Origin of the sequence: Pseudomonas sp. DR48 (genome assembly GCF_019823085.1) — a bacterium.
Lineage (GTDB): Bacteria > Pseudomonadota > Gammaproteobacteria > Pseudomonadales > Pseudomonadaceae > Aquipseudomonas.
This window is the reverse complement of sequence record NZ_CP081946.1, coordinates 3788336-3813993: the sequence shown is the minus strand read 5'-3', so window position 1 is coordinate 3813993 and position 25658 is coordinate 3788336. Positions and strand designations below refer to the sequence as shown.

General features: G+C 58.9%; 23 protein-coding genes. 6 read left to right on the top strand and 17 right to left on the bottom strand.

Annotated elements, in window-relative coordinates; translation table 11 throughout:
- Positions 1-165: 165 nt before the first annotated feature.
- From hda to K5K95_RS17220, 3 genes are all read right to left on the bottom strand, one after another.
- Positions 166-870, bottom strand: coding sequence for a DnaA regulatory inactivator Hda (gene hda / locus K5K95_RS17230; RefSeq protein ID WP_010456804.1), 705 nt, complete (start codon positions 868-870; stop codon positions 166-168).
- Between the two features lie 230 nt (positions 871-1100).
- Positions 1101-2174 carry an AI-2E family transporter gene (locus K5K95_RS17225; RefSeq protein ID WP_222585302.1) on the bottom strand — a complete coding sequence of 358 codons (1074 nt, stop codon included), beginning with the start codon at positions 2172-2174 and terminating at the stop codon, positions 1101-1103.
- Between the two features lie 38 nt (positions 2175-2212).
- Positions 2213-3274: a DUF2066 domain-containing protein gene (locus K5K95_RS17220; protein WP_222585301.1), complete on the bottom strand. Its 1062-nt coding sequence runs from the start codon at positions 3272-3274 to the stop codon at positions 2213-2215.
- 383 nt (positions 3275-3657) lie between these two features.
- Here K5K95_RS17220 and purM point away from each other — a divergent pair, with 383 nt between their 5' ends.
- Genes purM through K5K95_RS17205 form a run of 3 tightly spaced genes read left to right on the top strand, consistent with a single transcriptional unit; the run spans position 3658 to position 6088 of the window.
- Positions 3658-4716 (top strand): phosphoribosylformylglycinamidine cyclo-ligase, encoded by a 1059-nt coding sequence (gene purM / locus K5K95_RS17215; RefSeq protein ID WP_010456810.1) that lies wholly within the window; start codon positions 3658-3660, stop codon positions 4714-4716.
- Positions 4716-5366, top strand: a complete 651-nt coding sequence (gene purN / locus K5K95_RS17210; protein WP_222585300.1) for a phosphoribosylglycinamide formyltransferase — start codon at positions 4716-4718, stop codon at positions 5364-5366. Before purM ends, purN begins: the two co-directional genes overlap by 1 nt.
- Before the next feature lie 8 nt (positions 5367-5374).
- A complete protein-coding gene (locus K5K95_RS17205) occupies positions 5375-6088 on the top strand; it encodes a DUF3108 domain-containing protein (protein ID WP_222585299.1) in 714 nt (237 codons plus the stop codon).
- 64 nt (positions 6089-6152) lie between these two features.
- On the opposite strand, the gene K5K95_RS17200 is transcribed toward K5K95_RS17205, so the two are convergent.
- Both K5K95_RS17200 and K5K95_RS17195 read right to left on the bottom strand, forming a co-directional pair.
- On the bottom strand, positions 6153-7331 hold the full coding sequence (locus K5K95_RS17200; protein ID WP_222585298.1) for a cystathionine gamma-synthase: 1179 nt from the start codon (positions 7329-7331) through the stop codon (positions 6153-6155).
- Positions 7328-8704 carry a pyridoxal-phosphate dependent enzyme gene (locus K5K95_RS17195; protein WP_222585297.1) on the bottom strand — a complete coding sequence of 459 codons (1377 nt, stop codon included), beginning with the start codon at positions 8702-8704 and terminating at the stop codon, positions 7328-7330. The genes K5K95_RS17200 and K5K95_RS17195 overlap by 4 nt, the downstream gene beginning before the upstream one ends.
- Positions 8705-8955: 251 nt before the next feature.
- Between K5K95_RS17195 and K5K95_RS17190 the strand changes: the two genes are divergently transcribed.
- Together K5K95_RS17190 and K5K95_RS17185 are read left to right on the top strand one after the other, a co-directional pair.
- Entirely contained in the window at positions 8956-9372 is a 417-nt protein-coding gene (locus K5K95_RS17190) for an OsmC family protein (RefSeq protein ID WP_222585296.1), read from the top strand.
- Positions 9373-9433: 61 nt separating this feature from the next.
- Complete coding sequence (locus K5K95_RS17185) at positions 9434-10321, top strand: pirin family protein (RefSeq protein WP_222585295.1); 888 nt, start codon at positions 9434-9436, stop codon at positions 10319-10321.
- A 117-nt stretch (positions 10322-10438) separates the two neighbouring features.
- Here the strand turns inward: K5K95_RS17185 and K5K95_RS17180 are convergent, their stop codons facing one another.
- From K5K95_RS17180 to K5K95_RS17165, 4 genes are all read right to left on the bottom strand, one after another.
- Positions 10439-11170 carry a dienelactone hydrolase family protein gene (locus K5K95_RS17180; RefSeq protein WP_222585294.1) on the bottom strand — a complete coding sequence of 244 codons (732 nt, stop codon included), beginning with the start codon at positions 11168-11170 and terminating at the stop codon, positions 10439-10441.
- A gap of 67 nt (positions 11171-11237) precedes the next feature.
- Positions 11238-13142, bottom strand: a complete 1905-nt coding sequence (htpG, locus tag K5K95_RS17175) for a molecular chaperone HtpG (RefSeq protein ID WP_222585293.1) — start codon at positions 13140-13142, stop codon at positions 11238-11240.
- Between the two features lie 81 nt (positions 13143-13223).
- Positions 13224-13676: a PaaI family thioesterase gene (locus K5K95_RS17170; protein ID WP_090181651.1), complete on the bottom strand. Its 453-nt coding sequence runs from the start codon at positions 13674-13676 to the stop codon at positions 13224-13226.
- A complete protein-coding gene (locus K5K95_RS17165; RefSeq protein WP_222585292.1) occupies positions 13673-14149 on the bottom strand; it encodes a PaaI family thioesterase in 477 nt (158 codons plus the stop codon). The genes K5K95_RS17170 and K5K95_RS17165 overlap by 4 nt, the downstream gene beginning before the upstream one ends.
- A gap of 156 nt (positions 14150-14305) precedes the next feature.
- On the opposite strand from K5K95_RS17165, the gene K5K95_RS17160 reads away from it, so the two are divergent.
- Complete coding sequence (locus K5K95_RS17160) at positions 14306-14539, top strand: hypothetical protein (protein WP_090181648.1); 234 nt, start codon at positions 14306-14308, stop codon at positions 14537-14539.
- A 67-nt stretch (positions 14540-14606) separates the two neighbouring features.
- Here K5K95_RS17160 and K5K95_RS17155 read toward each other — a convergent pair whose 3' ends face one another.
- From K5K95_RS17155 to K5K95_RS17120, 8 genes are all read right to left on the bottom strand, one after another.
- Positions 14607-15008 (bottom strand): MAPEG family protein, encoded by a 402-nt coding sequence (locus K5K95_RS17155; protein WP_222585291.1) that lies wholly within the window; start codon positions 15006-15008, stop codon positions 14607-14609.
- Positions 15008-15745, bottom strand: coding sequence for a DUF599 domain-containing protein (locus tag K5K95_RS17150; RefSeq protein ID WP_222585290.1), 738 nt, complete (start codon positions 15743-15745; stop codon positions 15008-15010). The genes K5K95_RS17155 and K5K95_RS17150 overlap by 1 nt, the downstream gene beginning before the upstream one ends.
- A 265-nt stretch (positions 15746-16010) precedes the next feature.
- Positions 16011-17324 (bottom strand): branched-chain amino acid transport system II carrier protein, encoded by a 1314-nt coding sequence (gene brnQ / locus K5K95_RS17145; RefSeq protein ID WP_222585289.1) that lies wholly within the window; start codon positions 17322-17324, stop codon positions 16011-16013.
- Positions 17325-17742: 418 nt separating this feature from the next.
- Entirely contained in the window at positions 17743-18624 is an 882-nt protein-coding gene (gene sucD / locus K5K95_RS17140; RefSeq protein ID WP_007898976.1) for a succinate--CoA ligase subunit alpha, read from the bottom strand.
- Positions 18624-19790: an ADP-forming succinate--CoA ligase subunit beta gene (sucC, locus tag K5K95_RS17135; RefSeq protein WP_007898980.1), complete on the bottom strand. Its 1167-nt coding sequence runs from the start codon at positions 19788-19790 to the stop codon at positions 18624-18626. The genes sucD and sucC overlap by 1 nt, the downstream gene beginning before the upstream one ends.
- A gap of 179 nt (positions 19791-19969) precedes the next feature.
- Positions 19970-21406: a dihydrolipoyl dehydrogenase gene (gene lpdA / locus K5K95_RS17130; RefSeq protein ID WP_222585288.1), complete on the bottom strand. Its 1437-nt coding sequence runs from the start codon at positions 21404-21406 to the stop codon at positions 19970-19972.
- A gap of 106 nt (positions 21407-21512) precedes the next feature.
- Complete coding sequence (gene odhB, locus K5K95_RS17125; RefSeq protein ID WP_222585287.1) at positions 21513-22733, bottom strand: 2-oxoglutarate dehydrogenase complex dihydrolipoyllysine-residue succinyltransferase; 1221 nt, start codon at positions 22731-22733, stop codon at positions 21513-21515.
- Positions 22734-22775: 42 nt separating this feature from the next.
- Positions 22776-25607, bottom strand: a complete 2832-nt coding sequence (locus K5K95_RS17120; RefSeq protein WP_222585286.1) for a 2-oxoglutarate dehydrogenase E1 component — start codon at positions 25605-25607, stop codon at positions 22776-22778.
- Positions 25608-25658 lie beyond the last annotated feature (51 nt).

Below are 25658 nucleotides of genomic sequence, written 5' to 3'. Positions count from 1 at the left end.
TATCATCCTCATTTGCAAATTCAATCGAACTTTATGTGACTTCCCGGTTTCGCGTAAACATCTAAGCGCTTAAGCCCCTTTTAGACGCCTGCGCAGCCTACAGCCTGTAGGAAAGCGCATTTTCTGGCGCCTGAAATATGCCAAAACCCCAGCCAGGCTTGGGTTTTACCAGCCTAAAGTTTCTTTCAGGAACGGAATGGTCAGCTTGCGCTGAGCTTGAAGAGAGGCCTGATCGAGGCGCTCAAGCAGCTCGAAAAGTGCACTCATGCTGCGGGTGCCGCGAGTCAAAATAAAATGCCCGACCTCATCGGTCAGGTGCAGGCCGCGACGGGAAGCACGTAGCTGCAGGGCACGCAATTTGTCTTCGTCCGAGAGCGGACGCATCTGGAAAATAAGAGCCAGTGTCAGGCGCGATTTCAGGTCCGCCAGCTTGACCGGCAATTCCCGTGGCGAAGTCGAGGCCGCAATCAGCAGACGTCGACCGCTGTCGCGCAGACGATTGAACAGATGGAACAGCGCCTCTTCCCAATCCGCACGGCCGGCGACCGCCTGCAAATCATCCAGGCAGACCAATTCGTATTGTTCAAGGTTATCGAGGATCGAGATGCCGCGATCCAGCAGCTCGGCCAACGGCAGATACACCGCAGGCTCCCCCAGTTGCTCGAAGCGCAGGCAAGCCGCCTGCAACAGATGCGTACGCCCTACCCCGTCCTTGCCCCAGAGATAAATCAGGCTTTCGGTCCAGCCGGCATCGGCTTCGCATAGCCGCTCGACATAGCCGAGTGCAGCGGCATTGGCGCCTGGGTAGTAATTGATAAAGGTAGCGTCGTCACGCAGACGCACACCTAGGGGCAGCTGAATCGGTTTCATGCTGACTGAACAGTTCCAAAGGAACCGTTAGTGGCCTCTGTGTAAAGTTTGCGAAGTTTATACCCGTGAGGCGGGTCGCACAATGCGACAGACCATAAGCAAAATCAAAGGTTTGCGTTAGCGCCCGGGTTTTATGACAGTTTCTTTGGCGGGGGATGTGACAGCGGCGCAAGGGAAGCAGGTCAGCCCGGCATGAAACCGGGCCGCCCGCGACGGGTCATCAACGCACCTTACAGCTCCGGTTCGTCGACCCCACTGTACATATCGGAATCCTTATACAAATCATGCACATGGCGCACCAGAACCATGATGACCGCGGCCACCGGCAATGCCAGCAGCACACCGGTAAAACCGAACAGCTCGCCACCCGCCAGAATGGCGAAGATTACCGCTACCGGATGCAAACCGATCCGGTCACCCACCAACAGCGGCGTCAGCACCATCCCTTCCAGCGCCTGCCCGACCATGAATACCGCGACGATACCCAGCATGGGGTAGAGATCGCCACCGAACTGGAACAGGCCGGCAATCAATGCCGCGCCGATCCCGATGACAAAGCCCATGTACGGCACGATCGCCGCCAGGCCTGCGATCATTCCGATCAACAACCCCAGCTCCAGCCCCAGCAGCATCAGCCCGGTAGCGTAAATCACGCCCAACGCCAGCATCACCAGCAATTGCCCGCGAACAAACGCCCCAAGCACCTCGTGGCACTCGCCCGCGAGAATGACGACACGCTCTTCACGATCCCGAGGCAGCAAGCCGCGGATCTTGCCCACCATTACGTCCCAATCGCGCAGCAAGTAGAAACTCACCACCGGGATCAACACCAGATTGGCCAGCCAGCCGATCAACGCCAGGCCCGAAGCCGTCGCCTGACTCAGCACCACCCCGACAATGTCGGTGGTCTGGCCCATGTGTTCGCTGATCGCCGCCTTGAGCTTGTCGAACTTCCAGAAGTTATCCGACAGCCCGAATTTCGACTGCGCCCATGGCAGTGCGGTGTGCTGCAACCAGTCGAGCATTTGCGGCGCCAGTTCATACAAGCGAAACAACTGCTTGGCGAGCATCGGCACCAACACCAGCAGCAGCGTCGTGAAGATCAGGCTGAACAGCGTGAATACCGCCACCACGCCCCAGGTGCGTGACAGGCCGGCCTTCTCCAGCCGGTCAACAAGCGGATCGAACAGATAGGCCAGCAGCAACGCAACCAGAAATGGTGTGAGGATCGGATGCAACAACCAGACAAACGCGCAGAGCAGAACCACTCCACCCAACCAGAACCAACGCCGCGTATCGGCCATGTACCACTCCATATGCATCTATATAAAGAAAGAAAACCTTACCAACGGAATCGCAGCTGCGGCACCGGTGCCGGGGTTGGCGCGACCGCTGGCGCCGAACCCTCGGCCAGCGGCTGTACAGGCGTCGCCGGTGCAGGTGCCTGACCAGCCGGAACCTCTTGCAACTTCGCCAGGGACAGCTGCGAACGCAACTGTTCAACGCTGCCACTGACCCGATAGAGAATGCGCTCACCGTCAACGCTTTGCAGATGCGCACCAAACGGCTCCAGCAAGCGTCCGAGCGCGGCGTATCGCTCCAGGTTCATGCCCTGGACTTCCAGCAATTGTTCGCCCGAAGCACCCGGCTTGACGACAAACCGCGGCGCCAGTCGCTCACTGACGGCCAGCATCACCGCATCGGCCACAGCGGCCTGATCCGCGCCCTGCACGCTGCCCGCCTCTTTCTTGTCGCCCAGCCAAAAATTCCACTTGGCCTGCCACTGACCACCCTCTTCACGAGCATGCACCGCGAGCAAGGCGTCAGCGTTGTAACGGTCCGATGCAGCGCGCAGTGGCGTCGCATCCGTGCCTTCAAGATTGGGTGCCGTGGCGACCAGTTGTTCGCTCAAGTCCGCCAACGGCAATCGCAGCGGCAGACCACGGTGTTGAGCCGCGCGACGCAGCGGCGCGGCGCTGGCCTGACCATCGCCCACCAGGCTGGAACCCTCGACGGAGTCGGTCAGCCACCAACTCAGAATCGACGGCCGATTCGCGCCCCACAACGACAGCCCGGCCCGGCGCAGCGCCTGCTCGGTGGTTGCCGGGTCAAAATCGACTTTCAGCACCTGCGGCGGGCCGGCGTCAAAACCGTACTGACTGATGATCTGCTGCGGGTCCTTGCGCAACGGGGCGAGCCCCGGGCTTTGCACCGCCTTCGGATCGCCTGTCAGGCGCAACACCAGTGTGTCGAGCGCGCGCTGTGTCGCCTGATCACGCTCCTCGGTCGATTGACTACTGACCGGCTCACGCACCTGATAAAGGCCTTTGACGGTTTCGGCATGACTCGCCAGGCTGACCAGTGACAAACAGCCTGCAAACACATATCTGGAAATAAAACGCATGGAAGATTCCTGACGACAAGAGCGGCTGGAACAGACCGCATGAAGACGATCGAGCAAGGCTGTGACCACCGCCCTGCGCAAAACATTCACCACGATCTGACGAAGTTTTCGCACTGTCATAACGATAGACGGTTAATCGCGATACCTTATACAGCCATCAAGGAGGCGACCAACACGGGCAATAACGGTTTTTTTCAACCGATATGCCCCTGCCGTCGGCCTGAGGATGGCCGCTGCCCCTCAAGCCTGATAAAATCGCGCGCCTTCGCAGACCGGCAACAGCCGGGCACCCTGAAATTCGCGGACGGCACTCGCCTTCGTTAGTTTCAGCGGTCCCACTGGACTCGGTCGTTACCCCTGAATCCCCCCTAAAGGCCTGGATCATGAGCAAGCAACCCTCCCTGAGCTACAAGGACGCCGGTGTAGACATCGACGCCGGTGAAGCATTGGTCGAACGCATCAAGAGCGTCGCCAAGCGCACTGCGCGCCCGGAAGTCATGGGCGGCCTGGGCGGTTTCGGCGCCCTCTGCGAAATCCCGGCCGGCTACAAGCAGCCCGTGCTGGTTTCCGGCACCGACGGCGTGGGCACCAAGCTGCGCCTGGCACTGAACCTGAACAAGCACGACAGCATCGGCATCGATCTGGTGGCCATGTGCGTTAACGACCTGGTGGTCTGCGGCGCCGAACCGTTGTTCTTCCTCGACTACTACGCCACCGGCAAACTCAACGTCGAAACCGCGACCCAGGTCGTGACCGGCATCGGTGCAGGCTGCGAATTGTCCGGCTGCTCCCTGGTCGGCGGCGAAACCGCTGAAATGCCAGGCATGTACGAAGGCGAAGACTACGACCTGGCCGGTTTCTGCGTCGGCGTCGTGGAAAAATCCGAAATCATCGACGGTTCCAAAGTCGCTGCTGGCGATGCCCTGCTGGCCCTGCCATCTTCCGGCCCGCACTCCAACGGTTACTCGCTGATCCGCAAGATCATCGAAGTGTCCGGTGCAGACATCGAAAACATCCAGCTCGACGGCAAACCGCTGACCGACCTGCTGATGGCCCCGACCCGCATCTACGTGAAGCCGCTGCTCAAGCTGATCAAGGACACCGGCGCGGTCAAGGCGATGGCCCACATCACCGGTGGTGGCCTGCTGGACAACATCCCGCGCGTACTGCCAAAAGGCGCGCAAGCGGTGGTTGACGTTGCGAGCTGGACCCGTCCTGCCGTATTCGACTGGCTGCAAGAGAAAGGCAACGTCGACGAAAACGAAATGCACCGCGTGCTGAACTGCGGCGTGGGCATGGTCATCTGCGTCGCTCAAGAGCACGTTGAAACCGCGCTGAACGTACTGCGTGAAGCCGGCGAGCAGCCTTGGGTCATCGGTCAGATCGCCACCGCTGCCGAAGGCGCAGCTCAGGTTGAACTGAAGAACCTCAAGGCTCATTGATGTCCCAGACCTGTGATGTGGTGGTGCTGTTGTCCGGCACCGGCAGTAACTTGCAGGCCTTGATCGACAGCACGCGGACCGGCGACAGCCCGGTCCGCATCGCTGCGGTGATTTCCAACCGCGCCGACGCCTACGGCCTGCAACGCGCCAGGGATGCGGGTATCGAAACCCGCTTCCTGGATCACAAGGCTTACGAAGGCCGCGAGGCCTTCGATGCCGCGCTGATCGAACTGATCGACGCTTTCAATCCCAAACTCGTGGTACTGGCCGGTTTCATGCGCATTCTCAGCGCTGACTTCGTGCGCCACTACGCGGGTCGCCTGCTCAATATCCATCCCTCGCTGCTGCCCAAATACAAAGGGTTACACACTCATCAGCGTGCGTTGGAGGCCGGCGACACCGAGCACGGCTGCTCCGTGCACTTCGTCACCGAGGAACTCGATGGCGGACCACTGGTCGTACAGGCAGTAATACCGGTAGAGTTGCATGACTCGCCGCAGAGTCTGGCGCAGCGGGTCCATGTTCAAGAACACCTGATCTACCCAATGGCCGTACGCTGGTTCGCCGAAGGGCGTTTAGCGCTCGGCGAGCAAGGTGCTTTACTGGATGGAAAGTTACTCGCGGCCAGCGGCCACTTGATTCGAACCTAGGAGATTTTATGCGTCGCGCCCTGCTCTTCGCTTGCGCTCTGCTCGCCCTGCCGTTTGCGCAGGCTGCAGAACTTCAACCCTTCTCCGCCAGTTACACTGCCGACTGGAAACAGCTGCCCATGAGCGGCACCGCTGAACGCAGCCTGACAAAGCAAGCGAACGGGGCCTGGAAGCTCAGCTTCAAGGCGTCGATGATGATCGCCAGCCTGACCGAAGAAAGCACCCTGACTCTGGACAAGGACACCTTGCTGCCACAGTCCTACCACTTCGAACGCGGTGGCCTGGGCAAAGCCAAGAAAGCCGACCTGGACTTCGACTGGACCAACAAGATGGTCACTGGCACCGATCGCGGTGACCCGGTCAAGGTCCCGCTTAACCGCGGCATGGTCGACAAATCCACTTATCAGCTGGCCCTGCAACACGACGTGGCCGCTGGCAAGAAAAGCATGAGCTATCAGGTTGTCGATGGCGGCGAAGTCGATACCTATGACTTCCGCGTGCTGGGTTCGGAAAAAGTCGACACCAAGGCTGGTCAGATCGACGCGGTCAAGGTCGAGCGCGTGCGTGACCCGACGCAAAGCAAGCGCATCACCGTGCTGTGGTTCGCCAAGGACTGGGATTACCTGCTGGTCCGCCTGCAACAGGTTGAAACCGACGGCAAGGAGTACAACATCATGCTCCTGGACGGTACGGTCAACGGCAAGACTGTCAAAGGCAGCTGATCCGGTTCGACACAAGAATCCGGAATCCACCAAGGATTCCGGATTTTTTTATGCCTGCTGTTTTTCAGATCTTCGCCAACGCCTGGGCCAGATCGGCGCGCAGGTCTTCGACATCCTCGACCCCCACGGACAAGCGCACCAGCGCATCACCAATGCCAAGCTGCGCGCGGGTCGCAACGGGAATGGTGGCGTGAGTCATGATCGCCGGGTGCTCGATCAGGCTTTCCACCCCGCCCAGGCTCTCGGCCAAAGCGAATATCTGCACGTTTTCAAGGAAGCGCCTGGCCCCAGCCAGGTCGCTGTTCAGATCGAGGGAAATCATCCCGCCGAATCCGCGCATCTGCTGCCGGGCCAGTTCGTGCTGCGGGTGCGACGGCAACCCCGGATAGTAGACGCGCGCCACCTGCGGCTGACGCTCCAGCCATTGCGCCAGCTCCAACGCGTTGCTGCAATGGCGCTCCATGCGCAGCGCCAGGGTTTTCACCCCACGCAGAGTCAGGAACGCATCAAAAGGCCCGGCGATTGCGCCGACCGAGTTCTGCAGGAAACCCAGGCGCTCGGCCAGTTCCGGGTTCTGCCCAACCACCGCGATGCCGCCGATCACGTCGGAGTGACCATTGAGGTACTTGGTGGTCGAGTGCAACACGATGTCGAAGCCCAGCTCCAGCGGACGCTGTATCCAGGGGCTGGCAAACGTGTTGTCAGCGACACAGATGATGCCCCGCTGGCGGCAGATACGCGCGACAGCGGCGAGGTCGGTCAGGCTCAGCAACGGATTACTGGGCGTCTCGACCCAGACCATTTTCGTCTCGGGCTGCAGTGCCGCTTCGAATCCCGCCAGGTCCGTCAGATCGACAAAGCTGAACCGATGCCCGGCACTGCGTTTGCGTACCTTGTCGAACAGTCGAAAAGTGCCGCCATACAAATCATTGCCGGAAACGATGTGCGAGCCCGCGTCGAGCAACTCCAGCACCGTGGAAATCGCCGCCAGCCCCGAGGCGAACGCGAACGCCTGGGTGCCGCTTTCAAGGTCCGCCACGCAGCGTTCCAGCGCGAAGCGGGTCGGGTTATGTGAACGCCCGTAATCGAAGCCCTTGTGCACGCCGGGACTCTGCTGCAAATAAGTGGAGTTGGCGTAAATCGGCGGCATTAACGCGCCGGTGGTAGGGTCCGGCGTCTGTCCGGCATGGATCACACGGGTGCCGAAGGCACGGGGCGCAGCGGTTTCATCGTGTTGACTCATTTAAGGGATCTCCGTAAGTGATTGAGCATGTCGACTCGGGTAATCAAACCGTGGAACCCCGAAGCATCGGCGATGATCGCCACCAGCCCGCGATCAAGCTCCGCTTGCAGTTCGGCCAGACTGGCGGCGGCAGGCAGGGTTTGCAACGTCTCGGTCATGGCGCTGGACACAGGCAACCGCAAGTGCGAAGCGTCTTCGTGTACCCCCAGCAGAATATCGGACTCATCGATCACCCCGACCAGGCGCTTTCCGTCCGCCAACACTGGCAGTTGTGACACATCCGCCAGACGCATGCGCTGGAAAGCCGTCAGCAGCGTGTCGTCAGGGCCGACGCTGATCACCCGGCCGTCCTCGAAGCGCCGCGCAATCAGGTCGCGCAAGTCGCCATAGCGCTTGTACTGCAACAGACCTTGATCGTTCATCCACTGATCGTTGTAGACCTTCGACAGATAGCGGGTGCCGGTGTCGCAGACGAAGCTGACAACGCGCTTGGGCTCGGTTTGCTCGCGGCAGTAACGCAGCGCTGCCGCCAGTAATGTGCCGGTCGACGAGCCACCGAGAATGCCTTCGGCGCGCAGCAATTGACGGGCGTGATCGAAGCTTTCCTCGTCACTGATCGAATAGGCGTGGCGCACGCTGGACAGGTCGGCAATCGACGGAATGAAGTCTTCACCGATGCCCTCCACCGCCCACGAACCGGCCTTGCCGAGGATGCCGCTGCGACTGTATTCGGCCATCACCGAACCGACCGGATCGGCCAGCACCATCTCAAGGTTCGGTTGCACGCGCTGAAAGAAACGGGTCAAGCCGGTCAGTGTGCCGGCCGAACCGACACCGACGACAATGGCGTCGAGGTCATGCTGGGTCTGCGCCCAGATTTCCGGCGCGGTGCTGCACTCGTGGGCCAGCGGGTTGGCCGGGTTGTTGAACTGATCTGCGAAGAAGGCATCGGGAATTTCCTGCGCCAGTCGCGCCGCCACGTCCTGGTAATAATCGGGATGGCCCTTGCCGACATCCGAGCGGGTAATGTGCACCTCGGCGCCCATCGCCTTGAGGTGCAAGACCTTCTCGGTGGACATCTTGTCCGGCACCACCAGCACCACCCGATAACCCTTGGCGCGACCGACCAGGGCCAGGCCCAGGCCAGTGTTGCCGGCAGTGGCCTCGACGATGGTTCCGCCAGGACGCAAACGGCCATCGCGCTCGGCGGCGTCGATCATCGCCAGGCCGATACGGTCCTTGATCGAGCCGCCGGGGTTCTGTGATTCGAGTTTGAGGAACAGGGTGCAGGGACCGGTATCGAAGCGGCTGACGCGCACCAGCGGCGTATTGCCAATCAGTTCGAGCACGGCAGGGCGGGAGTCGTTTGGCATGTCGTAACCTCACTGCGAAAATCCGCATTGGATGGACAGCGACGGGCGATGAAATTCGTGCCAGTCGCCGGTAATGCCTCGCATGGAACATAGGCACGGATTGCCTCCTCCGCAACCTTCTGCGGCTGGCCGGTCACATCGCCGGCTCATGGCAGCGTGCAAGAAAGTGGAACGCGCCAGGGCTGCAATGCTCTATACCTTCAAGGTCTTTTTTGATCGAATGTCCTTTCCTGATGCCTGCGAGGTTTCCCATGACCGTTACCGTCAATACCGTTTCCGCCGATGGTTTGCGCCACAGTGTCCAGATCGATGACCACGAACTGTTTGCCGATGCGCCGATCTCGGCGGGCGGCGAAGGCTCGGCACCTGAGCCACACGATTATTTCGATGCGGCACTGGGTGCCTGCAAGGCCCTGACGCTGAAGATGTATGCGAAGAAGAAAGACATTCCCCTGACCGGCGTGACGGTCGAGGTCAAGCGTGACAACAGCGAAGAGCAGAAAGGCAAATATGCCTTGCACGTCAAACTGACCCTCAAGGGTGTGCTCACCGATGCTCAGCGTGAAGAGCTGCACCGCGTGGCGGATCGTTGCCCGGTGCATAAACTGATGACCAGCACTGAAGTCAGCATCGAAACTCATCTGTCCGAAGGTGCCTTCAGCCAATAGCGGCAACGGCTGCGCAAGCGGGTTATGCTCCCTGCGTCACCCGCTCAGCCTGGAATGCACCATGAACACGCCACTCGTGATCCGCCCCCGCGCCGAAGATGTCGAAGGCCAGCCGATTCTGCGCCCTTTGCCGTCAGCCAATTGCCGCAGCGTCGGGCCTTTCGTGTTTTTTGATCACATGCTCGAAACCCGTTATGCGCCGGGTAAAGGCATGAACATCCGCCAGCATCCGCATATCGGCCTGTCTACCCTCACCTATTTGTTCGAAGGAAAAATCCAGCACAAGGACAGTCTCGGTTCCGACCAGGTGGTGGACGCCGGTGATGTCAGCTGGATGACGGCGGGCAGCGCGATAGCTCATGTCGAACGTACGCCTGAAGCCTTGAAGGCCAGCGGCTTCACGATGCACGGTTTGCAGATCTGGCTCGCCTCCCCCAAGGAACATGAACAGGGGCCGGGACACTACAGCCATCACCCGGCCGCAACGCTGCCGGTCAGCGATAACCTTGGGGTGAAGATCCGGATGATTGCCGGGTCAGGCTTCTGCCTGGAGTCGCCGGTCCCGGTGCTTTCTCCTACGCTGTATGCGGAATTGAACCTGCAAACGGCGACCACCTTGCTGATTCCCACCGAGCATGAAGAGCGGGCGCTGTATGTGTTGAGTGGCGAGGTGCAGCTGGAGGGCGAACTGCTGGAACCACACTCGCTGGTGGTCTTGCCGGCCGGGGAAGAGATGACATTGTTTGCCGAGAGCGACAGTCATGCCGTGCTGTTTGGTGGGGCGCCGCTGGATGGACCACGGCGGATCAACTGGAATTTTGTCGCCAGCGATCCGGCCGCAATCGATGAAGCGCGCCGACGCTGGGCAGCCGGGGATTGGCCGACAGTGCCGGGGGAAACCGAGCGGATCGAACTGCCGAAACACCGAAGCGAGCCGACTCCCCTGTAACCGATCGTTCCCACGCTCCGCGTGGGAATGCAGCCCGTGACGCTCCGCGTCACTGGACGCGGAGCGTCCCTAGAGGCATTCCCACGCGGACGGTTCGACGCCTCGACGTGGGAACGATCACCAGGCTTTAAACACTTCATCCAGCAAGTTGTGCATCGAGGTAAACGCCCGAGCGGCTGTCTTCGCGTCATACATCATCTTGCCCGGCACATTCGCATGCGGATCGGTAAACGAATGCACCGCGCCTCCGTAGCTCAGCAATTGCCAGTCCACGCCCGCCGCATTCATTTCCTCTTCGAACGCCGGCAGTTGTTCTCTCGGCACCAATGGATCGGACGCGCCATGCAACACCAGCACCGAGCCCTTGATGTTTTTCGCATCGTTGACGTTCGGCGTATCCAGGGTGCCATGGAACGAAACGGCGGCTTTTACCGGCGCGCCCGTGCGGGCCAGCTCCAGTGCACAGCAACCGCCGAAGCAGAAACCGAACGTCGCCAGTTTAGAGGTGTCGACGGCTGCCTCGCCCTGCCCTTGCAACTGCTCGAACGCCGCCTGCATGCGCTTGCGCAGCAATGCGCGGTCATTCTTCAGCGGCATCATCGCCGCGCCCGCCTCGTCGCCGTTCTGCGGACGCACCGCTTGACCGTACAGGTCCGCGATCAACACCACATAACCCTTGGACGCTACGGACTTGGCAATGGCCTCGGCACCGGCGCTGACGCCCATCCAGTTCGGCGCCATCAACAGACCCGGGCGCGGGCCCTTATGGTCAGCGTCAAAAGCCAGACGGCTTTCATACGACTGGCCATCGATCTGATAGGCGACGGAACGAACAGTGATTTGGCTCATGACAAACTCCCAGTTAGAGACCCCAGAATGAAAAAAACCCGCCGAAGCGGGTTTTTGTACAACGTCGTTAAACCGACAGTTCAACCAGCAGCTTGTTGAGGCGGCGCACATACGCGGCCGGGTCTTTCAAGCTGTCGCCGGCTGCCAACGCGGCCTGATCGAAGAGGATGTGCGACAGGTCGCCAAAGCGCTCGTCGCTCTGCTCATTGTCGAGCTTCTCGATCAGCGGGTGAGCCGGGTTGAATTCGAAGATCGGCTTCGAATCCGGAACCTTCTGGCCGCTGGCTTCGAGGATCTGACGCATCTGCATGCCCAGGTCTTGTTCGCCGATGGCCAGAATCGCCGGGGAGTCGGTCAGACGATGGGAAACCCGTACTTCAGCGACGGAATCGCCCAGTGCGGTTTTCAGACGTTCAACCAGACCTTCTTTGGACTTGGCGACTTCTTCCGCAGCTTTCTTGTCCTCTTCCGAGTCCAGGTTGCCCAGGTCCAGGTCACCGCGCGCCACGTCGACGAAGCTCTTGCCGTCGAAATCGCTGAGGTAGCTCATCAGCCACTCGTCGATACGGTCGGTCAGCAGCAGCACTTCGATGCCTTTCTTGCGGAAGACTTCCAGGTGCGGGCTGTTTTTGACTTGCGCGTAGGTTTCGCCGGTCAGGTAGTAGATCTTGTCCTGACCTTCCTTGGCGCGAGCCAGGTATTCGGCCAGACCTACAACCTGATCGCCGTCATCACCGCTGGTCGATGCGAAACGCAACAGGCCGGCGATTTTCTCTTTGTTGGCGAAGTCTTCTGCCGGGCCTTCTTTCATGACCTGGCCAAAGTTCTTCCAGAAGCCTTTGTATTGCTCAGGCTCGTTCTTCGCCAGTTTTTCCAGCATGTCCAGAACGCGCTTTGTCAGCGCCGACTTCATGGAGTCGATGATCGGATCTTTCTGCAGGATTTCCCGCGACACGTTCAGCGACAAGTCGTTGGAATCGACCACGCCTTTGATGAAGCGCAGGTACAGCGGCAGGAACGACTCCGCCTGATCCATGACGAACACGCGCTGCACGTACAGCTTCAGGCCTTTAGGCGCTTCACGCTGGTACAGATCGAACGGAGCACGGGTCGGCACGTACAGCAGCGAGCTGTATTCGAGCTTGCCTTCGACCTTGTTGTGGCTCCAGCTCAGCGGGTTCTCGAAATCGTGAGCGATGTGTTTGTAGAACTCCTGGTATTCCTCGTCCTTGATTTCGGTGCGAGGACGGGTCCACAGAGCGCTGGCACGGTTGACGGTTTCCCATTCAACGGCTGGCTTCTCTTCGCCTTCGACGGCAGCCACTTCTTTGGGCAACTCGATCGGCAAAGCGATGTGGTCGGAGTATTTCTTGATGATGTTGCGCAGACGCCAGCCGTCGGCAAATTCGTCTTCACCGGATTTCAAATGCAGGACGATGCGAGTACCGCGGTCGGCTTTATCAATAGTGGCGACTTCAAAATTGCCTTCGCCCTTGGACGACCAGTGCACGCCTTCGCTGGCGTCGAGGCCGGCACGACGGCTGAACACGTCGACTTTATCGGCGACGATGAAGGCCGAGTAGAAACCCACACCAAACTGACCGATCAGGTGCGAATCTTTCTTCTGATCGCCCGACAGGTGTTTCATGAAGTCGGCTGTGCCGGATTTGGCGATGGTGCCCAGATGGGTGATCGCATCTTCGCGGCTCATGCCGATGCCGTTGTCTTCGAGGGTGACGGTTTTCGCGTCCTTGTCGAAGCTCACACGGATTTTCAGTTCGGCGCCGCCTTCCAGCAGTTCAGGCTTGGACAGGGCTTCGAAACGTAATTTGTCGACAGCGTCAGAGGCGTTCGAGATCAATTCGCGAAGGAAAATTTCCTTGTTGGAATACAGCGAATGGATCATGAGGTGCAGCAGTTGCTTCACCTCGGTCTGGAAGCCCAGGGTTTCCTTTTGAGTTTCCACACTCATGGTCATCAAACTCCAATCAGATGGCAGTGGCCACGACCATCAGGGTCGGCGGCGGGTTGTCATCAGAGTTTGGGGCTGAGTTCAGGATTTCAAGGGCTCTTCGATTTTGAAATGGGCTCGGGCCGTGGCAATCGGCTCGGCCTGGGTGGTTTGCCAGGCGGTAATCGCTACGTTGGCGACACGCCGGCCCTGGCGGCACACCTGGCAGCGGGCCCACGTATCGCGAAACTGCCCGGCGCGCAGATAGTCGAGGGAAAAGTCGATGATCTTCGGCACACCGGGCGAACCGGTGAAAATCAACAGGTGCAGGGCGGCACTAAGCTCCATGAACCCGGCAATCACCCCGCCATGTATTGCCGGCAGTAAAGGGTTACCAATGTTGTCCTTGTTGGCCGGCAGGCGAAACAGCAATTCATCGCCGACACGCGAACACTCGACACCGATCAGCTTGGCGTAGGGAAGCAAGTGCAGCAGCGAGGCGTAGTCCCCTCGCTCATGGGCCTGCTGAAGTTGTTCCTTGAAGGTGTCAGTCATTTCGCCTCTCCGGCAATCACGCCGCCAAAACCCTTGGTACCTTTGACGGCCTTGCCCATGCGCATGAACGTGCCGACGACATGCGCGATGGGCTGCTCGGGATCGTCCTGATAAGCGAAGCCTCGAGCGAAGATCACGTCGGTGGTGACCCGGTAGCATTGGGCGAAACCGTAGACATCCTTGTGCGGCTCGGCGGCATGCATGTAGTCGATGCGCAAATCGAGGGTCGGACAGACTTCAAATTCGGGCAGCACGCAGAGGGTCGACATGCCGCACGCGGTGTCCATCAACGTTGTCAGCGCCCCGCCATGGATGACGCCGGTTTGTGGGTTACCGACGATTTGCGGACTGTAGGGCAGGACGACGGTGAGCCCCTCGCTGCTGGCGCTGTGAACGCGCAGCCCGAGTACCTGACAATGCCGCAACGCCGACAGGAATCGAGTCGCACGCTCAAAAACGGGGTTTTCGGTCATTCGATAAAAACTCTTGTGAATCTGCGGACTTCGCACTTGGCGCGTTCGGTAAAAGTTCCCGTGGGAATTATCTTATATATCTGAACGAATTGAGGAACTTAACGCTGAGGGCCGTGCTCGAAAGACCAGTAGATATTTTCATAAGGAGAAACACCCATGCGTAAGACTTTAGCTATTGCCTTGATGTTGACCGCTTCCCTCGGTCTCGCTGCCTGCGATAAAAAATCTGAGGACAAAGCTCAAGATGCTGCCAAACATTCTGAGCAAGCTCAGCAAGACATGAACAAAGCGCAGGATAAAGTGAACGACGCTGCGAAAGAAAACGCCGAAGCTGCCAAAGCTCAGGCTGAATCGAACGCAGCAGCTGCAAAAGAAGCACCTAAAAACTAAATCGGTTTTTAGCGTGATAAAGAAAACCCGCCAAGTGCGGGTTTTCTTTTGCCTGCCTTTTATCCAGTTAGAGCAAAATAGTTCTAAACGTCGGACTAATCATCAACAGCAACGAACACACTAGTCCCACGATCCACACCAGACTCCGCTGCCAGGCCATATCAGCCCAATAACACAGTAAATAAATAATCCGGCTAATAACAAAGATAATTGCCAGCGAATCGATCAGCCATCCCGCCGTCTGCGTGGTATGCGCCATCAGCACCCCGACCGCAAACAGGATGAACGCCTCGAAGCAGTTCTGGTGCGCCGCCACCGCACGGGCGCCGAAGCCTGTGAGTTGCGCCTGTTGCTGGCGCGGCAGGTGATTGTTGTAACCGCCCTGCTCTTTCATGGCCTTGGCCACCGGCATACGCGCCACGTGAATCAGCAAGGCGCTGATAAACACACACCAGAACGGAATACTCATCAAGCAGCCTCTTTGTTCAATTCGGGCACTGGCGCCTCTGTAGGGGTATAGACCATCACGTCGAGAACGTCGGAATGAAACTCCCGGCGATACAACACCAGCACCACCCCGGCACTCATCAACATGAACAGCCACGGGCTGACGAACCAGGCCAGCATGGTCATGCCGAAATAATAGGAACGCAGGCCGAAGTTGAACTGGTTCGCGGCCATGGAAATGACCCGGGCTGCTCGGGAAGCGAAGGCTTTACGCTCCTGCTCGGAGACATGCCGCTCACCGATCATCGGTGCCGAACCCACCAGGATTGCCGCGAAGTTGTACTGGCGCATGCACCAACTGAACGTGAAGAACGCATAGACAAACACCAGCGCCAGGCAGAGCAACTTGATCTCTGACATGCCTTGCGACGCCTGCTGCACCATCGGGATATCCGCCAGCAACGATACAGCCCTTTCCGAGGCTCCCAGCACGGTGAGAATGCCAGCCAGGATAATCAGCGTGCTGGAGGCGAAGAAGGAAGCGTTGCGTTCCAGATTGCCAATCACGCTGGCGTCGGCGATGCGGTTATCGCGCAGCAGCATGCGGCGCATCCAGTCTTCGCGATACAGGTGCAGCACGCTGGCCAGGCACGCGGTGTCGCGGCCCTTCCACGAGGCATAACGGGTGTAGCCACCCCAGCAGATGACGAACCAGAGCGCGGCGAGAAGGTGGATGATGTTGGCGTGGATGAACGACATGCAGGTCCTTGTGGTGTGTTGAAGGCGTACCGAAATCCTGTGGGAGCGAGCTTGCTCGCGATTGCTGACTATCAGTCAAAATCGATCTGAATGTCAGGCCCTCATCGCGAGCAAGCTCGCTCCCACAAAGGAATTTGCAGTGCTTCGACGTTAGCTCAGAAAAAAAGACACCGCATCGCACACATAAAAAATGCCCCGTATCGTTTGATACGGGGCATTTCTGTTTCTGCTTGCCAGGCCCGCTTATGGCGGGCCCTGAAGCGGCTTATGCCAGCGCTTCTTCGCGCTTGCCCAACAGACGATCGCAAACCACGGCGACCACCAAAGTCATCACCGACGGCACCAGCCATGCCAGGCCCTGCGCGCTCAGCGGCAGATGGGACAGCTGAGTCGGCATCCAGTCCGCCAGACCTGCGCCCTTGAGCGCATCGATCATGCCGAAAATGAACGAGACCAACATTACCGGCCCCACGATGCGTCCCTGCTCATGCCAGAAGTCCTTGCAGAAGCTCAGCGCTACCAGGGCGATGCACGGCGGGTAAATCGCGGTCAGTACCGGGATCGAGAACGCAATCAGCTTGGTGAGGCCCAGGTTGGACACCAGCAGGGAGAACGCGGCCAGGATGATCACCAGAGTCTTATAGGACAGCGGCAGCACGCGGCTGAAGTACTCGGCGCAGGCACAAGTCAGACCGACTGCCGTGACCAGGCAGGCCAGGGAGATCAGCACGGCAAGGAATCCGCTGCCCAACGAACCGAAGGTGTGTTGAACATAAGCGTGCAAGACCGCCGCGCCGTTGGTGGCGCCCGCCGCTACTTCGTGACTGCCCGAACCGAGGCGGAACAGACTGACGTAAACCAGCGCCAGGCCGACGCCGGCAATCAGTCCGGCAATGATTGCGTAACGGGTGATCAGCGCGGGCGATTCAACGCCGCGCGAGCGGATCGCGTTGACGATGACGATGCCGAACACCAGCGCACCCAGGGTATCCATGGTCAGGTAACCATTGATAAAGCCTTGGGAGAATGGCGCCGCAACATATTCCGGCGTTGCCACACCGATATCACCGGCAGGCAATGCGAACGCGGCGATGCCGAGGGCCGCCAGGGCGATGATCTTCAGCGGGGCGAGGAAACGTCCGACGGTGTCCAGCAAACGGCCCGGGTAGAGCGAGATGAAGAACACCAGCAGGAAATACACCGAACTGTAGAGGAACAACGCCAACGGGCTCTCGCCGGTCAGCGGCGCCAGGCCGACTTCGAACGATACGGTCGCGGTGCGTGGCGTGGCGAACAGCGGCCCCACGGCCAGGTAGCACGCGGCCGCCAGCAAGCCACCGGCGACTTTGCCGATCGGGCTGCTCAGGGCATCCATCGCACCACCGACCTTGGCCAGCGCAACGACCGTGATCACCGGCAAACCGACGGCAGTGATCAAAAAGCCCAGCGCTGCCATCCAGACGTGAGGCCCGGACTGCAAACCGACGATAGGCGGGAAGATGATATTGCCAGCCCCGACAAACAGGGCAAACGTCATAAAACCAAGTGCCAGGATGTCCTGGCCTTTCAACACTTTCATTAAGGAAATACCACACTACTGAATCGGAATTTAGAGAGGGATTTCCCTATGGGTGAGGGAAATGCTGTCGGTCCGTATAGGACTGACCCGTTTAGCGCGACGCTTCCTTGTGGGATGCAAACGCAAAATGGCGGCTAGCCTAACGAATTTGCCCGGCAAACGCACTGTTAGGGTGCGATCATTCCGATACGCGACATTTCCGTGTCGCGTTTACATATCTAAATTTCCTGCCTCGGCACAGATCGTTCCCACGCTCTGCGTGGGAATGCCGCCGGGGACGCTCCGCGTTCCTCCTTTGGATGTGACGCGGAGCGTCACGGGATGCATTCCCACGCAGAGCGTGGGAACGATCACCAGAAACGACAAAGGCCACCCGAAGGTGGCCTTTGTTTGGTGAAGCGTCAGTTAAGCGCGAGGCTTACTTGATCGCCCAACCGGTCAGCTCGGACAAAGCCTTGCCGATGTCTGCCAGCGAACGCACGGTTTTCACGCCTGCGTCTTCCAGGGCAGCAAACTTCTCGTCTGCAGTGCCTTTGCCGCCGGAGATGATTGCGCCAGCATGGCCCATGCGCTTGCCTGCAGGGGCAGTCACACCAGCGATGTAGGAAACAACCGGCTTGGTCACGTTTGCCTTGATGTAGGCAGCCGCTTCTTCTTCAGCCGAACCGCCGATCTCACCGATCATCACGATCGCTTCGGTCTTCGGGTCTTCCTGGAACAGCTTCAGGATGTCGATGAAGTTCGAACCAGGAATCGGGTCACCGCCGATGCCGACGCAAGTCGACTGACCGAAACCGGCGTCAGTGGTTTGCTTCACAGCTTCGTAGGTCAGGGTGCCGGAACGGGAAACGATACCGACCTTGCCTGGCAAGTGAATGTGACCTGGCATGATGCCGATCTTGCATTCGCCTGGAGTGATCACGCCTGGGCAGTTAGGACCGATCAGGACTACACCCAGCTCGTCGCACTTGACCTTGGCATCCAGCATGTCCAGGGTAGGAATGCCTTCAGTGATGCAAACGATCAGCTTGATGCCGCCGAAAGCTGCTTCCAGGATGGAGTCCTTGCAGAAAGGAGCTGGAACGTAGATTACGCTGGCGGTGGCGCCAGTGGCAGCTACAGCATCTTTCACGGTGTTGAACACTGGCAGACCCAGGTGCTCGGTGCCGCCTTTGCCCGGAGTTACGCCACCCACCATCTTGGTGCCGTATTCGATGGCTTGCTGGGTGTGGAAACTACCTTGCGAACCGGTAATACCCTGGCAGATAACTTTGGTGTCTTTATTGATCAGGACGCTCATTATTTGCCCTCCGCAGCTTTAACGACTTGTTGAGCAGCGTCGGTCAGGCTGGTAGCAGCGATGATGTTCAAACCGCTTTCTGCCAGTACTTTAGCGCCCAGCTCAGCGTTGTTGCCTTCAAGGCGAACAACAACCGGGATTTTCACGCCGACTTCTTTCACTGCACCGATGATGCCTTCGGCAATCATGTCGCAACGAACGATGCCGCCGAAGATGTTGACCAGTACTGCAGCGACGTTAGTGTCGGACAGGATGATCTTGAACGCTTCGGTAACGCGTTCTTTGGTAGCACCGCCGCCCACGTCGAGGAAGTTGGCTGGTTTGCCGCCATGCAGGTTGACGATGTCCATGGTACCCATGGCCAGGCCAGCACCGTTGACCATGCAACCGATGTTGCCTTCCAGCGCTACGTAGTTCAGTTCGAACTTGGCAGCGTGCGCTTCGCGCGGATCGTCTTGCGACGGATCGTGGAAAGTCTTCAGCTTAGGCTGACGGTACATGGCGTTGGCGTCGATGTTGATCTTGGCGTCGAGGCAATGCAGATCGCCGTCAGCCTTGATCACCAGCGGGTTCACTTCCAGCAGGGCCAGGTCGTGATCCTTGAACAGTTTGGCCAGACCTACGAAGATCTTGGCGAACTGAGCAACTTGCTTGCCTTCCAGACCCAGCTGGAATGCCAGCTCGCGACCCTGGAATGGCTGTGCGCCAACCAGTGGATCGATAGTGGCTTTCAGAATTTTTTCTGGAGTGTCGTGAGCGATTTTCTCGATGTCCACGCCACCTTCGGTGGAAGCCATGAACACGATGCGACGGCTCGAACGGTCAACGACAGCGCCCAGGTACAGCTCTTTAGCGATATCAGTGCACGATTCAACCAGGATCTTGGTGACTGGCTGACCATTGGCATCAGTCTGGTAAGTCACCAGACGCTTGCCCAACCACTGTTGAGCGAATGCCTTGGCGTCTTCTTTGCTGCGAACCAGCTTAACGCCGCCCGCTTTACCGCGACCACCAGCGTGGACCTGGGCTTTGACAACCCACTCGGTGCCGCCGATTTTGTCGCAAGCTTCTGCTGCTGCTTCCGGGGTGTCTACTGCGTAGCCGGTGGAAACTGGCAGGCCGTATTCAGCGAACAGCTGCTTACCCTGATACTCGTGAAGATTCATGCTTATTACCGTCTTCGTTAGGTACTGCGCATTCGGTGCTGCACTTGTTCAAGTGCCGCACCACCTGTGACTGCTGCTTGCGTAGCGGGGCTACGCAAGACTGCGTCCAGCGGACATTCCGCGGTGAGTCTTGCATGCAAGGCTCACGACGGGCCGTACCGCCGTGGTTTCTTATTGTCTTAACGCTTCTTGCGGTTGGCGATGTGGATGGCGCCGCCATTCACAGCCAGGGCTGCTTCGTGCAGTGCTTCGGACAGGGTCGGATGGGAGAAAACCATCATGCCCAGGTCTTCAGCGCTGGTGCCGAATTCCATACCGATCGCGCCCTGCTGAACCAGTTCTGCAGCGCTCGGGCCAATCACGTGGACGCCCAATACGCGGTCAGTCTTGGCATCGGCAATGACTTTCACGAAACCGCCGGTATCGTTGGCTGCCATGGCACGGCCACTGGCTGCGAACGGGAAGGTGCCGACGTTAACTTCAACGCCTTCAGCTTTCAAGACCTGCTCGGTTTTGCCGACCCACGCGATTTCCGGGTGAGTATAAATAACAGACGGGATCAGGTCATAGTTGATTTGGGCTTTGTGGCCCTTGATGCGCTCAACCACCATGATGCCTTCTTCGGACGCCTTGTGCGCCAGCATCATGCCGCGAACCACGTCGCCGATCGCGTAAACGCCCGGTACGCTGGTCGCGCACTGGTCGTCAACGAATACGAAACCACGCTCGTCGATGTTCACACCGCTGTCAGCTGCCAGCAGTTCGGTGGTCACTGGACGGCGACCAACGGCAACGATCAGCTTGTCGAAAGTGATGGTCTGTTCGCCATTGGCATCGGTGTAGTTCACGACAACTTCATTGCCGTTCACTTTGGAACCGGTGACGCGAGCGCCCAGCTTGATGTCCAGACCTTGTTTGGTCAGGGTTTTGAACGCTTCTTTGGAAACGGCTTCGTCAGCAGCAGGCAGGAACTTCTCCAGTGCTTCCAGAACAACCACTTCAGCACCCAGACGCGACCATACCGAACCCAGTTCCAGACCGATAACGCCAGCGCCGATAACGCCCAGACGCTTAGGTACGGATTGGAATTCCAGCGCGCCAGTCGAATCGACGATCACGTTCTGGTCAACCGGAGCCGGTGGAATGTCGATCGGACGCGAGCCCGAAGCCAGAATCACGTTCTCGGCTTCGATGATTTCGACGGTGCCGTCCGGCTTGGTCAGTTCAACTTTCTTGCCGGCCAGCAGTTTGCCGTGGCCTTGCAGGGAAGTGACGCCGTTAGCCTTGAACAGGGTCGCAACGCCGGAGGTCAGGCCTTTGACGATGTTGGCTTTACGGCCAACCATCGCTGCCACGTCCATGGTCACGCCAGCGTGATTGATACCGTGGATCGCGAAGCCTTCTTTGGCTTCCTTGTATTTCCAGGAGCTGTCCAGCAGCGCCTTGGATGGAATGCAGCCGACGTTCAGGCAAGTACCGCCGAGGGCAAGTTTGCCTTCCTTGTCGGTGTATTTCTCGATGCAGGCAGTGGAGAGGCCCAGTTGCGCTGCTTTGATGGCAGCCACGTAGCCGCCAGGGCCCGCGCCAATCACTACCACGTCGAATTTCTGAGTCATAAAAAGGTTCCCTTTTAGCAGCAAGCTTCAAGCCGCGAGCTGCAAGCTGAAGCCCATTAGCGCGCTTTGCGCTTGAGGCTTGCAGCTTGCAGCTTGCAGCTGCTTTTTAGATATCCAGCAGCAAACGAGCCGGGTCTTCCAGCAGGTTCTTGATGGTAACCAGGAAGGTCACAGCTTCTTTGCCATCGATCAGACGGTGATCGTAGGACAACGCCAGGTACATCATCGGACGGATAACGACCTGACCGTTGATCGCCATAGGACGCTGCAGAATGTTGTGCATGCCCAGGATAGCCGCTTGCGGCGGGTTGACGATTGGAGTCGACATCATCGAACCGAAGGTACCACCGTTGGTGATGGTGAACGTACCGCCGGTCATTTCGTCCATCGACAGCTTGCCGTCACGCGCCTTCTTGCCGAAGGTGGCGATGCCGCCTTCGATTTCAGCCAGGCTCATCAGTTCGGCGTTACGCAGAACCGGTACAACCAGGCCACGGTCGCTGGAAACGGCAACACCGACGTCGGCGTAGCCGTGGTAAACGATGTCCGCACCGTCGATCGACGCGTTGACTGCCGGGAAGCGTTTCAGCGCTTCGGTGGCGGCCTTGACGAAGAACGACATGAAGCCCAGACGTACGCCGTTGTGGGACTTCTCGAACAGGTCCTTGTACTTCGAACGCAGCGCCATGACTTCGGTCATGTCGACTTCGTTGAACGTGGTCAGCATGGCCATGTTCGACTGAGCTTCAACCAGACGCTCGGCAACCTTGGCGCGCAGACGGGTCATTGGAACGCGTTTTTCAACGCGCTCGCCGGCCGCGAACACTGGAGCCGAAGCAGCAGGAGCAGGAGCCTTGGCAGGCGCTGCAGCCGGAGCGGCTTTCTTGGCAGCAACAGCAGCTACCACGTCTTCCTTGGTCACACGACCGCCTTTGCCAGTGCCGGCAACGGAAGCGATGTTGATGCCGTTTTCTTCAGCCAGCTTGCGAGCAGCCGGTGCAGCAACAGGATCGTCTTCGCCTTCAGCAGCAGGAGCAGCAGCTTGTGCAGCAGCCGGAGCAGCAGCAGGAGCTGGAGCAGCAGCAGCGCCGCCGGCTTCGATAGAGCCCAGGACTTCGTCGGACAGAACGGTGTCGCCTTCGTTCTTGACGATAGCGCCCAGTACGCCGTCGGCGGTGGCCAACACTTCCAGAACAACCTTGTCGGTTTCGATGTCGACGATCAGGTCATCACGCTTGACGGCGTCGCCCGGCTTTTTGTGCCAGGTGGCAACGGTGCCATCGGCAACCGATTCCGGGAAGGTGGGGGCTTTGATTTCGATAGCCATTATCTGTGGGTCCTTAAATTCGGTTTCAGGTGCGCGAAGGCGTTAAACAGTAAAGGCGTCTTGCAGCAGTTTTTCCTGCTGCTCAGCGTGCATCGATGCATAACCACAAGCAGGTGCAGCAGAAGCATCACGGCCCGCGTACTCAAGTACGAGAGATTTGTTGTGATTGCCAACGATGCGGCGCATGTGGTGCTGGCTGCAGTACCAGGCACCCTGGTTCATCGGCTCTTCCTGACACCAAACGATATGTTTGAGGTTGGTGTACGGAGCCAGGACTTCGTTCAAGTCGTCCTCAGGGAACGGGTACAGCTGCTCGATACGCACGATGGCGATGTCATCACGACCTTCGGCACGGCGTTTTTCCAGCAGGTCGTAGTAGACCTTGCCGCTACACAGAACAACGCGCTCGACCTTTTTCGGGTCCAGTGCATCGATTTCCGGGATAACGGTCTGGAACGAACCTTCTGCCAGATCTTCCAGGGTCGATACGGCCAGTTTGTGACGCAGCAGCGACTTCGGAGTCAGAACGATCAACGGCTTGCGCAGCGGACGAATGACCTGACGACGCAGCAAGTGGTAGATCTGGGCCGGTGTAGTCGGTACGGCAACCTGAATGTTGTGCTCGGCGCACAGTTGCAGGTAACGCTCCAGACGAGCCGACGAGTGCTCCGGACCCTGACCTTCATAACCGTGCGGCAGCAGCATGGTCAGACCGCAGAGACGGCCCCACTTGTGCTCGCCACTGGTGATGAACTGGTCGATAACCACCTGGGCACCGTTGGCGAAGTCGCCGAACTGGGCTTCCCAGATCACCAGCGCCTCAGGCGTGGTGGTCGAGTAACCGTATTCGAACGCCAGAACCGCTTCTTCGGACAGGAACGAATCGTACAGGTCGAAACGTGGCTGGCCTTTGTACAGGTTCTGCAACGGAATGTAGGTACCCGCGTCCTTCTGGTTGTGCAAGACAGCGTGACGGTGCGAGAACGTACCGCGACCGATGTCCTGACCCGTCATGCGAATCGGGTGACCTTCGAACGCCAGGGTTGCGTACGCCATGGTTTCGGCATAACCCCAGTTGATCGGCAGGCCGCCGACTTGCATCTTCTGACGGTCTTCGTAGATTTTCGAGACCTGGCGCTGAACCACGAAGCCTTCTGGGATTTCCAGCAGCTTGGCGGACAGTTCCTGCAAGGTTTTCAGATCGAAACGCGTGTCGTGACGCGCAGTCCAGGCGTGGCCCAGATACGGACGCCAGTCCACGAACAACTCTTTGTTCGGCTCTTTGACCAGGCTTTTTACAACATGCAGACCATTGTCCAGCGCATTGCGGTATTCATCGACTTTCGCCTGAACACGCTCTACATCCAGAACACCGGACTGGGTCAGACGATCGGCATACAGCTCACGGGTGGTGCGCTGTTTGGTGATCTGCTGATACATCAGAGGCTGGGTGCCGCTAGGCTCGTCGGCTTCGTTGTGGCCGCGACGGCGGTAGCAGACCAGGTCGATTACCACGTCACGCTTGAACTGCATGCGGTAGTCGATGGCCATCTGAGTGACGAACAATACTGCTTCCGGATCATCACCATTCACATGGAGGATCGGCGCCTGGATCATTTTCGCCACGTCGGTCGCGTACTCGGTGGAGCGCGAGTCCAGCGGGTTGCTGATGGTGAAACCGACCTGGTTGTTGATCACGATGTGCACGGTGCCGCCGGTCTTGAAACCGCGGGTCTGCGACATCTGGAAGGTTTCCATTACCACGCCTTGACCGGCGAAAGCCGCGTCACCGTGGATGGAGATCGGCAGAACCTTCTCACCGGTCGGGTCGTTACGACGATCCTGACGGGCGCGAACCGAACCCTCGACCACTGGAGATACGATTTCCAGGTGGGACGGGTTGAACGCCATGGCCAGGTGAACTTCACCGCCGGTGGTCATCACGTTGGACGAGAAGCCCTGGTGATATTTAACGTCACCGGAACCCAGCTCGACCTTCTTCTTGCCTTCGAACTCGTCGAACAGCTCGCGCGGGTTCTTGCCGAAGGTGTTGACCAGCACGTTCAGACGGCCACGGTGGGCCATGCCGATGACGATTTCCTTGGTGCCGTAGGAACCGGAACGCTGGATCAGCTCGTCGAGCATCGGAATCAGGCTTTCGCCGCCTTCCAGACCGAAACGCTTGGTGCCCGGGTATTTGGTACCCAGGTATTTTTCCAGGCCTTCACCGGCAGTGACACGTTCGAGCAGGTGGCTCTTGATGTCTGCGGAGTACGTCGGACGGCCGCGCACGCTTTCCAGACGCTGCTGGAACCACTGGCGCTGCTCCGAATCGGTGATGTGCGTAAATTCAGCGCCGATGGTGCGGCAATATGTCTGCTGCAACGCTTCGTGAATTTCGCGTAGGCTCGCCTCCTCTTTGCCGATGAACAGGTCGCCGGCACGGAAGGTCGTATCAAGATCGGCATTGGTCAAGCCGTAATGATTGATCGACAGGTCTGCAGGTGCAGGACGCTGCCACAGCCCCAGCGGGTCAAGCTGGGCTGCCTGGTGGCCACGCATACGGTAGGCCTGGATCAGTCGCAGCACTTCAACTTGCTTCTTCTCGTGCTCACTGCTCACGCTGCCGGCGGAAACCGGTTGGGCGCGGCGCTGGTTCTTTGCCAGCAAGACGAAATGATCGCGAATTGTGGAGTGCGAAACATCGGTGGCAGGGTTGCCGTCAGCAGGCAACTTCTGGAAGTAGGTGCGCCACTCTTCTGGCACAGCGTTAGGGTCGTGCAGGTAGAGCTCGTAGAGCTCTTCCACATAGGCAGCGTTACTACCGGATAGGTAGGCGCTGTTCCACATGCGCTGCATCACGCTTTCTTGCATGCTTGGTCACCCTCGGTTAGGGGAACACCACCGGCGTCGACACCGAGCAAA